Origin of the sequence: Escherichia sp. HH26CH (assembly GCF_009820205.1) — a bacterium.
Lineage (GTDB): Bacteria > Pseudomonadota > Gammaproteobacteria > Enterobacterales > Enterobacteriaceae > Escherichia > Escherichia coli_F.
The window spans coordinates 66828-78593 of sequence record NZ_VNXM01000005.1 but is presented as its reverse complement, the minus strand read 5'-3'; the positions used below and the strand labels follow the sequence as shown (position 1 = coordinate 78593).

Genomic DNA, 11766 nt, shown 5'->3' with positions numbered 1-11766 from the left:
GTTATGCGTTTAACAACTCATATTTCTTTATCTTGCGATAGAGCGTAGCAATGCCGATACCCAGTTCATCAGCAACTTGCTTCTTGCTGTTATGACGTGAAAGTGCCTCGCGGATCATTTGCTTTTCCATCTCCTCCAGCGCCGTGCCGCCCGCATCATCGAGTGCCAAGTGCGCCTCGCTGACCTCTGTTACATCACTTTGCTCCGTTGTGCCATTATTCAGCAAATTTGGCGGCAATAGCGTGCTGTCGATAACTTCACCTGAAGGAACAACGTTAACCAGATATTCCATTAAATTGCTTAACTCGCGCAGGTTTCCGGGCCAACGATGCTTACGCAATATCTCGACGACATCGGGAGCAATACCCGGATAAACCGATCCCAGACGACGGGTATGCAGATGTAAAAAGTAATGTACCAGCAGTTCAATATCTTCCTGACGTTCACGCAGCGGTGGAAGAGTGATCGGGATAACATTAAGTCGATAGAAGAGATCTTCGCGGAATTTACCTTCGGCGATGAACTGGGCCAAATTCTGGTTAGTTGCAGAAATGATACGGATGTCGACCTGAATTGGGCTACTGGCACCAATCGGCAGTATTTCACGCGCCTCAATAGCGCGCAGTAATTTAGCCTGCAACATTAATGGCATATCACCAATTTCATCGAGAAACAGCGTGCCCGTATTCGCCGCCTGAATCAACCCTGTTTTACCGTTGGCTGAAGCGCCAGTAAATGCGCCTTTAACATAACCGAATAGTTCGCTCTCCAGAAGTTGTTCAGGAATCGCGGCACAGTTGATAGCAATAAAGGGTTTATTTCGTCTTCCACTCAACTTATGGATTGCACGCGCGACGACTTCTTTACCCGTGCCGCTTTCACCAACCACCATAACGCTGGATGGGCTGGGCGCAATACGGCTAATGAGTCGTTTTAATTGCCGCATAACACGGCACTCGCCAACCAATTGTTCAATATGCGGTTCATCAGGTGCATTTGCTACAGAAAAACTGGTATGCGATTGGTGAAACGCCATTAAAAATAATTGTCTGCCCTGAATGTTATGCAATTGACCAATGATTAATTCACTTTTATCGTCCCACGAAACAATATGTTGCATATGTCCGTGGGTAAAATTACTCTCAAATGTTAATGGTCTGAAACGGATAGGTTTCCCAATAATATTATTTTGCACAACACCGAGTGTTTTTAAGGCCGTCTGATTAACAAACTGAACCCGATTATCGTCATCAACAACTAATACGCCCTGATCCATATTATCGATCATGGTCGCGAATATTTTACTGATGTTATCTCCTGGTCCCTGATCCTCCAGAAGTTTCGAAACAAAAATGGTGGATATATGGCGAACGTAATCAGAAAACTCGCGTAAATTATCACTGATATGTTCTTGTTGCTCGTGGGTAACTGCAATCAAACTTATCACCCCAACACAACGATCCTGTAAAATGACAGGCGTACCCAGAAATGCTTTTTCGCGACAATTATCTTTATTATCGCAACCTTCGCAAAGGGGATCGAAGCGAGACTGTGTCACAACTTTTTCAGTTTTCGTTTCCAGGACGTGGCGGAGCAGGCGTGAGTTGCCGCTCAACTGGCGGCCAAGAAACTTCCCATACGCGCCCGTTCCGGCGACGCGACACAAGTTTTCATCAACGATCTCAACCTCAAGCTGCAAAACGCTGGCAAGCATTCTGGCAAAACGCTGAATTGTCGGTTGAATTTGCATCAATACTGACTGCGTAGTAGCAAGCTCCATAGCTTTACCTTCCAGACTTACTTAAAAGTCGATCATTGAAGACGTTGATGGTTCACAGATCATCATGATATTAACTCAGGCGAAATTGGCTTTGATAAAAACATAAGGTTTTTATCACTTTCTAATGAAATTATGGAAGAGATATCACATTTCTATATCAATATGAGAATTACAGCGGTGAGTTTATCAAACTGACGAGGGATAGCCTGCCCCTTTATCTTATTTCTGATACTTAGCAGCAAATAAACAACGCAATAAAAAAAGCCAAACGTTTTCGTATTTTACACACAACCGGAAGCTGGCATCAATTTGTGATCTACACCACACATTACCCGTCAAATTAGTCTTTTATAGCCGCGTGGATAATTCTGGCACACTTATTGTTAGTCCCTGGTATAGCTGTGAAAACACCAATCACTTTGGCAAGTCACAGTGAAATAAACCACTTTGCCTGTCATTCCACTACCGGGACTTTATGATGAAAACTGTTAATGAGCTGATTAAGGATATCAATTCGCTGACCTCTCACCTTCACGAGAAAGATTTTTTGTTAACGTGGGAACAGACGCCTGATGAACTGAAACAAGTACTGGACGTTGCCGCAGCATTAAAAGCACTGCGTGCTGAAAACATCTCAACCAAAGTCTTTAATAGTGGATTAGGTATTTCCGTATTCCGCGACAACTCCACCCGTACCCGCTTCTCTTATGCTTCCGCGCTTAACCTGCTCGGCCTTGCACAGCAAGATCTCGACGAAGGCAAATCACAAATCGCTCACGGCGAAACCGTACGTGAAACCGCCAATATGATCTCCTTCTGCGCCGACGCTATTGGTATTCGTGACGATATGTATCTGGGCGCAGGTAACGCCTATATGCGTGAAGTTGGCGCTGCGCTTGATGACGGCTACAAGCAGGGCGTGCTTCCACAGCGTCCGGCTTTAGTGAACCTGCAATGCGATATCGACCATCCGACTCAGTCAATGGCTGACCTGGCATGGTTGCGTGAACACTTTGGTTCGCTCGAAAACCTGAAAGGTAAAAAAATCGCCATGACCTGGGCATACTCCCCAAGCTACGGCAAACCGCTCTCTGTACCGCAAGGCATTATCGGCCTGATGACCCGCTTCGGTATGGATGTCACCCTGGCCCATCCGGAAGGCTACGATTTGATCCCGGATGTAGTTGAAGTAGCTAAAAATAATGCTAAAGCCTCTGGCGGTAGCTTCCGTCAGGTCACCAGCATGGAAGAAGCCTTCAAAGACGCAGACATCGTTTATCCGAAGTCATGGGCACCTTACAAAGTGATGGAAGAGCGTACTGAACTGCTGCGTGCGAACGATCACGAAGGCTTAAAAGCACTGGAAAAACAGTGTCTGGCACAGAACGCGCAACACAAAGACTGGCATTGCACTGAAGAGATGATGGAACTGACCCGTGATGGCGAAGCCCTGTACATGCACTGCCTGCCAGCAGATATCAGCGGCGTATCCTGCAAAGAAGGTGAAGTCACTGAAGGCGTATTCGAAAAATACCGTATCGCGACCTACAAAGAAGCCAGCTGGAAGCCATACATCATCGCAGCAATGATTCTTTCCCGTAAATATTCCAAACCAGGCGCACTGCTCGAACAACTGCTGAAAGAAGCGCAAGAACGCGTGAAATAACCCCCTCGGGCCGATCGACAGGTCGGCTCTCTATTTCCAGAGGCCAAAAGGATAGGATATGTCCGTTTTCTCATTGAAGATTGATATCGCCGATAACAAATTTTTCAACGGCGAAACATCACCGCTCTTTTCGCAAAGCCAGGCAAAACTGGCGCGCCAGTTCCACCAGAAAATTGCTGGCTATCGCCCAACACCACTTTGCGCGCTGGACGATCTCGCAAACCTTTTTGGGGTAAAAAAAATTCTCGTTAAGGACGAATCAAAACGATTCGGTCTGAACGCATTCAAAATGCTCGGCGGCGCATATGCCATCGCTCAGTTGTTGTGCGAAAAATATCATCTTGATATCGAAACACTGTCATTCGAGCATCTGAAAAGTGCCATCGGCGAAAAAATGACATTTGCTACAACGACCGACGGCAACCACGGGCGCGGTGTTGCCTGGGCAGCACAGCAACTCGGTCAGAACGCGGTAATTTACATGCCGAAAGGTTCCGCTCAGGAACGCGTTGACGCCATTCTGAACCTCGGAGCCGAGTGCATCGTCACTGATATGAACTATGACGATACCGTTCGTCTGACCATGCAACACGCGCAGCAACACGGCTGGGAAGTGGTGCAAGATACCGCCTGGGAAGGCTACACCAAAATCCCAACCTGGATCATGCAGGGCTATGCCACTCTGGCAGATGAAGCCGTCGAGCAAATGCGTGAAATGGGCGTAACCCCAACTCACGTTCTGCTGCAAGCCGGTGTCGGCGCGATGGCCGGCGGCGTACTGGGTTATCTGGTCGACGTCTACAGCCCGCAAAATCTGCACAGCATTATTGTTGAACCTGACAAAGCTGACTGTATCTATCGTTCTGGTGTCAAAGGCGACATCGTCAACGTTGGCGGCGATATGGCCACTATCATGGCGGGCCTGGCTTGCGGCGAACCTAACCCACTGGGCTGGGAAATCCTTCGTAACTGCGCCACCCAATTCATCTCCTGCCAGGACAGCGTTGCCGCATTAGGTATGCGCGTGCTGGGTAATCCGTACGGCAACGACCCGCGCATCATCTCCGGTGAATCCGGCGCTGTCGGTTTGGGCGTTCTCGCAGCGGTTCATTATCACCCGCAACGTCAAAGCCTGATGGAAAAACTGGCGCTGAACAAAGATGCCGTGGTGCTGGTTATCAGCACTGAAGGCGACACCGATGTGAAGCACTACCGCGAAGTTGTCTGGGAAGGCAAACACTCTGTAGCACCTTAATCACCCTATTGGAACTGCTTCCCGCAAAACGGGGAGTAAAAAATCTGGAGAAAAATAATGGCTAAGAATATTCCATTCAAACTGATTCTTGAAAAAGCAAAAGATTACCAGGCAGACATGACTCGCTTCCTGCGCGACATGGTTGCGATCCCCAGCGAAAGCTGCGACGAAAAACGCGTAGTACATCGTATTAAAGAAGAGATGGAAAAAGTCGGCTTCGATAAAGTTGAAATCGACCCGATGGGCAACGTGCTCGGTTATATCGGTCACGGCCCGCGTCTGGTGGCGATGGACGCGCATATCGACACCGTCGGCATTGGCAACATCAAAAACTGGGACTTCGATCCGTACGAAGGCATGGAAACTGATGAGCTGATCGGCGGCCGTGGTACTTCCGACCAGGAAGGCGGCATGGCATCTATGGTTTATGCCGGTAAAATCATTAAAGACCTCGGTCTGGAAGATGAATACACCCTGCTGGTCACCGGCACTGTGCAGGAAGAAGACTGCGACGGTCTGTGCTGGCAGTACATTATTGAACAATCTGGCATTCGCCCGGAATTTGTGGTCAGTACCGAACCAACCGACTGCCAGGTATATCGTGGTCAACGCGGTCGTATGGAAATTCGCATTGATGTTCAGGGCGTTAGCTGCCACGGCTCTGCGCCAGAACGCGGTGATAACGCCATTTTCAAAATGGGTCCGATTCTTGGCGAATTACAGGAACTCTCCCAGCGCCTGGGCTATGACGAATTCCTCGGCAAAGGCACCCTCACCGTTTCTGAAATCTTCTTCACGTCCCCAAGCCGTTGCGCTGTAGCAGACAGCTGCGCAGTTTCAATTGACCGTCGTCTGACCTGGGGCGAAACCTGGGAAGGCGCGCTGGACGAAATCCGCGCCCTGCCTGCGGTACAGAAAGCTAACGCGGTTGTTTCTATGTACAACTACGACCGTCCTTCCTGGACTGGCCTGGTTTACCCAACCGAATGCTACTTCCCGACCTGGAAAGTGGAAGAAGATCACTTCACTGTTAAAGCCCTGGTAAACGCCTACGAAGGGCTGTTTGGCAAAGCGCCGGTTGTTGATAAGTGGACCTTCTCAACTAACGGCGTCTCCATCATGGGTCGTCACGGCATTCCGGTGATCGGTTTTGGCCCTGGTAAAGAACCTGAAGCGCACGCACCTAACGAAAAAACCTGGAAATCTCACCTGGTGACCTGTGCCGCTATGTACGCTGCAATCCCGTTAAGCTGGCTGGCAACCGAATAATTATTCTTCACTTATTCCCCTCCGGTTCGCCGGAGGGTTTTTGGAGTTTGCTATGCGCGTATTGATCAAAAACGGCACTATCGTTAACGCAGATGGACAAGCCAAACAGGATTTGCTGATTGAAAGCGGGATTGTTCGCCAGTTGGGCACCGATATTTCGCCGCAGCTCCCGTATGAAGAAATTGATGCTACTGGCTGTTACGTTTTCCCTGGCGGCGTAGATGTCCATACACACTTCAATATTGATGTCGGCATCGCGCGCAGTTGTGATGATTTTTTTACCGGTACCCGCGCAGCTGCGTGTGGCGGTACAACAACCATTATTGACCATATGGGATTTGGACCAAATGGCTGCCGATTACGCCATCAACTGGAAGTTTATCGTGGTTATGCCGCCCATAAAGCGGTTATTGACTACAGCTTTCACGGTGTTATCCAGCACATTAATCACGCCATCCTCGACGAAATTCCGATGATGGTCGAAGAAGGGCTGAGCAGTTTTAAACTCTATTTAACCTATCAATATAAACTCAACGATGATGAAGTGTTGCAGGCATTACGCCGCTTGCATGAGTCTGGCGCACTGACCACCGTGCACCCGGAAAATGACGCGGCTATCGCCAGCAAGCGGGCGGAGTTTATTGCCGCAGGGTTAACCGCGCCGCGCTATCACGCCTTGAGTCGCCCTCTGGAATGCGAAGCGGAAGCAATCGCCCGCATGATTAACCTGGCACAAATTGCCGGTAACGCCCCGCTCTATATCGTCCACCTCTCTAACGGCTTAGGTCTGGATTATCTGCGTCTTGCCCGAGCGAATCACCAGCCAGTCTGGGTTGAAACCTGCCCGCAATATCTCCTGCTGGACGAACGCAGTTACGATACAGAAGACGGCATGAAGTTCATTCTTAGCCCACCACTGCGTAACGTGCGTGAGCAGGACAAACTGTGGTGTGGCATTAGTGATGGTGCGATTGACGTGGTGGCGACCGATCACTGCACCTTCTCGATGGCTCAACGCCTGCAAATTTCTAAAGGCGATTTCAGCCGCTGCCCAAATGGCTTGCCCGGTGTGGAAAACCGCATGCAGTTGCTGTTCTCCAGTGGCGTGATGACGGGACGTATAACACCGGAACGTTTTGTTGAACTAACCAGTGCAATGCCCGCCAGGCTGTTTGGCCTGTGGCCGCAAAAAGGGATATTAGCGCCCGGTTCCGATGGTGACGTGGTGATTATCGACCCACGTCAGAGCCAACAAATTCAGCATAGCCATCTCCACGACAACGCCGACTACTCGCCCTGGGAGGGGTTTACCTGTCAGGGCGCGATTGTCAGAACATTATCCCGTGGTGAAACGATTTTCTGTGACGGCACCTTTACAGGCAAAGCCGGGCGAGGTCGTTTCCTGCGACGCAAACCGTTTGTCCCTCCCGTGCTCTAACCACTGCCAGGGATCTATACACAATCAAGAATGATGAGTGAGGAAAAATGAGTAAGAAAATTGTTCTCGCCCTGGGCGGGAATGCGCTGGGCGACGATCTAGCCGGACAAATGAAAGCGGTAAAAATTACGTCTCAGGCAATTGTTGATTTAATTGCCCAGGGACATGAGGTCATCGTCACTCATGGTAACGGGCCGCAGGTAGGCATGATTAACCAGGCCTTTGAAGCCGCGGCAAAAACTGAAGCGCACTCGCCAATGCTGCCGATGTCCGTCTGTGTTGCCTTAAGCCAGGGTTATATTGGTTACGATCTACAAAACGCCTTAAGAGAAGAACTGCTTTCTCGTGGCATTAATAAACCTGTAGCAACGCTGGTTACCCAGGTCGAAGTCGACGCTAACGATCCGGCATTCCTCAACCCGACCAAGCCGATCGGTTCGTTCTTTACCGAGCAGGAAGCAGAGCAACTGACAAAACAGGGTTACACTCTGAAAGAAGATGCTGGTCGCGGCTATCGCCGTGTTGTTGCCTCGCCAAAACCGGTTGATATCATTGAAAAAGAAACGGTTAAAGCTCTGGTAGATGCAGGCCAGGTAGTGATCACCGTTGGCGGTGGTGGTATTCCTGTTATTCGTGAAGGTAACCATCTGCGTGGTGCCAGCGCGGTTATTGATAAAGACTGGGCCAGCGCCCGTTTAGCAGAAATGATTGATGCCGATATGCTGATCATTCTGACTGCGGTAGAAAAAGTGGCCATTAACTTCGGTAAAGAGAACGAACAGTGGCTCGATCGCCTGTCATTAAGTGATGCTGAACGCTTTATCGAAGAAGGTCATTTTGCGAAAGGTTCTATGCTGCCTAAAGTGGAAGCAGCCGCCTCGTTTGCTCGCTCTCGCGCTGGACGCGAAGCACTGATTACCGTATTGAGCAAAGCGAAAGAAGGGATTGAAGGCAAAACCGGAACGGTGATTTGTCAGTAATTTAAAGGCCGGGTGGGTAATACCATCCGGCCATTTTCATTTAAGCCACTTCCAGCACTTCTTTTGTCGCTTTAACGCCCTGATGCATCAACATCATTAACGCCTCAAGTACGCCGCCGCCAATTGCCCGGGCTTTATCAGAAACGCTGGTGAAATCAGCCGTTTCACCACGTGGATCGATATCACCAATTTTAAAACCACCGACCACCGCCAGTCCGTCGTTCAACAAGCCACGCACCATCCCCGTCAACGGTGCTTTAATTTCATGCTCACCAATCCAGGCAATCACATCGCCCTCTTTCACCAGATCGCCTAATTTCACGTTGGATCGCATAATGCCTGCAGCAGGAGCACGGATCACCCGTCGGGTGGTATGCCCCATAATATTGCCGGGAACACCGGTATTCTCCTGCGCACAACCAGAGTAAATCACCTGACCGAGCCAGTGCCCGCGATTTGTTTCAATTACCGCATGGCAATCCTTCCCAGCAGTAAAGCCCGGCCCAAGCGCGATTGTTACTGGTGCCATATCTGCCCGCGTACCCAAATTCTGTTTCGCCAGAATAGCGTCCACCACGCAAAGCGGTTTCAGTTCATCAAGCAATGAACAGGCGGGATCTACCATCACAGGGATGAATCCGCGTTCGGTAAGTTTCATCGCTTCCGCAGAGCTGGTTGCCAGGCGGGCAGTGACGCCTTCGACCGTCATTTCGCCATCGAACACGGCCTGGGCAAACGCCACGGTACAACGAATCACTGTCGGTTTTTCCACTTCCAGCATGATCACTTTAAAACCCGCATGATACAGACGTAGCGCCACACCACTGGCGATATCCCCCGCACCGCGAATCACCACCAGCTGGTGTCCGGAAGGATGAGAAGGTTTCATCATCAGCCCACCCGGCGCGTTATTTTTCACCTGTAATATTTCTGCCAGCACGCTGATGGCGATCTCCTGCGGCGTTTCCGCACCTATGTTGTAACCAACGGGCGCATGTAAACGGGCAATATGTTCTTCAGCCACGCCTTTCTCACGCAATTGACGTAGGAAAAGCTGAACCTTGCGGCGACTTGCCAGCAACCCCAGCCAAGCAATGGGCTGTTCAATGAGTTTGTCGAGGGCTTCACGATCCTGATTATTCGTGGCAATCAGGACAAAATTATCAGGGCGAATATCCAGTGCTTCCACTGCCGCACCAAACGACTCAGCATGGAGAAGCGTGGTTGATGGTGGGAATAATTCAGGATTAAGGCTTTCGCGATAAATATCGGCAACGGCAATATCAAATCCTAATAGCGCCGCACTCTGGGCTATCGCCCGGTTGACATGCCCCGCGCCAATCAACACCAGACGAGGACGCATACCATGGACGCTGATAAACACGGACATTGCACCTCCACAATCTGACCCGACAGCATCCACACCGTTACGAGCCATACGTCCATGGAATAATCGCGGCTTACGTTCCTGCAATGCCTGAAGCGACTCTTCAATCACCTTCCGCTCAACCATTCCACCACCAATTGTACCGACGATAGAACCATCGGCGCGCACTAACATTTGTGCAGAATGGCGGGGAGTCGAGCCTCGGCTATCAACAATTTGCGCCATCGCAAACGGACAATTTTGCTCTTCAAGTTTTGCAGCCTCTGTGAAAATATTCATACCAACCTCAATGGATATCCTTTCAGTAACCCGGAATACCCGGGCCGCTAATTCACAAATCTGCGCGCGATTGCAGGATGTTCTTGTATATCGCCCAGCCAGATTGCCTCTACGTCGTGTTGTTGCAGCGGTTGAAGGAGCTCGCTTTGCGCAATCGCATTCTCACATTGAGAAAAACGGTTAATGAACCAGACTCGCCGACAACCTTGCGGTACGTTTTTAAATGCGCCCTGAGGGTGGCGAACCAGCGCAACGAGATCGCTCAGTTGCAAGGTCGCATCAGGTGTTAACCCGGTAATATCAGCAAACTGCGACCAGCGATGGACATTTTCTGTGCTCACTTTCGCACCCAAAATATGTCCTCCCATCACAGCAATTACGCAGCAACTGCTTTTGGGTATGCAAGGTTCGTGCTCATCAGGCGCTTTTAACGGCATTCCACGCGAGCCATCTGCCTCAATGAGAATTACGTCACACTCTGGTCGTTGCACCAGTGCATCAATCGCTTCTGGCATAAATCCCTGCACTTTTCCCTGGTTCGCTTTCCAGCTGTGAAAACAAAATGAAATGGGGGATGTAAGAGACGCATGAGGAAGCATGGCGGGATCACGACAGAAAACCACGGGCCAGTGAGACGTTGGCATAAACATATGTGTCGTCGTAGTGATTAACACACGCCTGCCGCTAGCCTGGAGCAGTTCTGCCAGCCAAAAAAGCAAGCTGGTTTTCCCCCCAGCCCCAACAACAGAAATCACAGTGGGACGTTTCTGCGCGCCTAAATCAATGAATAATGCCGATGGGTCAACTATACTTTTCACGAGTCTTTATGACCTCTCTGGGATAAATTATCCCCAACTTAATCCATCAGGAAGTAACGCAATTATCAGGCGTTATTAGCCCCTATAAATAATGGAACCACTATGTCAGCCATCGACTGTATAATTACCGCTGCCGGATTATCATCAAGAATGGGGCAATGGAAAATGATGTTACCCTGGCAACAGGGAACAATTCTTGATGCAAGTATCAAAAATGCGTTGCAGTTTTGTAGCCGAATTATTTTAGTCACCGGCTATCGTGGTAATGAACTGCACGAACGTTATGCGAACCAGAGTAATATCACTATTATCCACAACCCAGATTATGCGCAGGGTTTACTGACATCAGTAAAGGCCGCAGTACCCGCGGTGCAAACCGAACATTGTTTTCTCACCCACGGTGACATGCCAACCCTCACCATCGATATTTTTAGAAAAATCTGGCCGTTACGTAATGATGGCGCAATACTGCCACTCCATAAAGGTATCCCCGGCCATCCGATTTTAGTGTCAAAGCCATGCCTGATGCAGGCAACCCAGCGACCCAATGTCACCAATATGCGTCAGGCTCTCCTTATGGGAGAACATTATTCCGTCGAAATAGAAAATGCAGAAATAATTTTAGATATTGATACTCCGGACGACTTTATTACAGCGCAAAAAAGGTATACTAAAATTTAGAAAACGTAGTTAAACGTTTGCGTTCAAATATTTAAACCATCCAGCCTGCTTTATCATTATGATAAGGAATCACTGATTTTGAGAAAAGAGAAAAAGTGATAAATGGGCTGGTAATAATAATTTCCAGGAGTGATTTTAATTCTCATTTGGCACCTGTGAGTTCATTCACAAAAAGCCCTTAAGTTTCGAGCCGCCTCACATTTTTTTATATTT

The 11766-nt window shown here is 49.3% G+C and carries 9 protein-coding genes; 6 read left to right on the top strand and 3 right to left on the bottom strand.

The window, feature by feature from the left end; translation table 11 throughout:
• Position 1 precedes the first annotated feature (1 nt).
• Positions 2–1780 (bottom strand): sigma-54 interaction domain-containing protein, encoded by a 1779-nt coding sequence (locus FQ015_RS00795; protein ID WP_000417774.1) that lies wholly within the window; start codon positions 1778–1780, stop codon positions 2–4.
• Positions 1781–2258: 478 nt separating this feature from the next.
• Here FQ015_RS00795 and ygeW point away from each other — a divergent pair, with 478 nt between their 5' ends.
• From ygeW to arcC, 5 genes are read left to right on the top strand one after another with little or no spacing between them, the layout of a single operon-like run.
• Positions 2259–3446, top strand: coding sequence for a knotted carbamoyltransferase YgeW (gene ygeW, locus FQ015_RS00790; RefSeq protein ID WP_001360948.1), 1188 nt, complete (start codon positions 2259–2261; stop codon positions 3444–3446).
• Between the two features lie 58 nt (positions 3447–3504).
• Positions 3505–4701, top strand: a complete 1197-nt coding sequence (dpaL, locus tag FQ015_RS00785; RefSeq protein WP_000110502.1) for a diaminopropionate ammonia-lyase — start codon at positions 3505–3507, stop codon at positions 4699–4701.
• A 57-nt stretch (positions 4702–4758) separates the two neighbouring features.
• Complete coding sequence (locus FQ015_RS00780) at positions 4759–5970, top strand: YgeY family selenium metabolism-linked hydrolase (RefSeq protein ID WP_001107125.1); 1212 nt, start codon at positions 4759–4761, stop codon at positions 5968–5970.
• Between the two features lie 52 nt (positions 5971–6022).
• Complete coding sequence (gene hyuA / locus FQ015_RS00775) at positions 6023–7408, top strand: D-phenylhydantoinase (RefSeq protein WP_160523583.1); 1386 nt, start codon at positions 6023–6025, stop codon at positions 7406–7408.
• A gap of 47 nt (positions 7409–7455) precedes the next feature.
• Positions 7456–8388, top strand: coding sequence for a carbamate kinase (gene arcC / locus FQ015_RS00770; RefSeq protein WP_000037992.1), 933 nt, complete (start codon positions 7456–7458; stop codon positions 8386–8388).
• A gap of 40 nt (positions 8389–8428) precedes the next feature.
• On the opposite strand, the gene yqeB is transcribed toward arcC, so the two are convergent.
• Together yqeB and yqeC are read right to left on the bottom strand one after the other, a co-directional pair.
• Positions 8429–10054, bottom strand: coding sequence for a selenium-dependent molybdenum cofactor biosynthesis protein YqeB (gene yqeB, locus FQ015_RS00765; protein WP_001020405.1), 1626 nt, complete (start codon positions 10052–10054; stop codon positions 8429–8431).
• A gap of 47 nt (positions 10055–10101) precedes the next feature.
• A complete protein-coding gene (gene yqeC / locus FQ015_RS00760; RefSeq protein WP_001604791.1) occupies positions 10102–10872 on the bottom strand; it encodes a selenium cofactor biosynthesis protein YqeC in 771 nt (256 codons plus the stop codon).
• Between the two features lie 102 nt (positions 10873–10974).
• Between yqeC and mocA the strand changes: the two genes are divergently transcribed.
• On the top strand, positions 10975–11553 hold the full coding sequence (gene mocA / locus FQ015_RS00755; protein WP_160523582.1) for a molybdenum cofactor cytidylyltransferase: 579 nt from the start codon (positions 10975–10977) through the stop codon (positions 11551–11553).
• Positions 11554–11766: the final 213 nt, after the last annotated feature.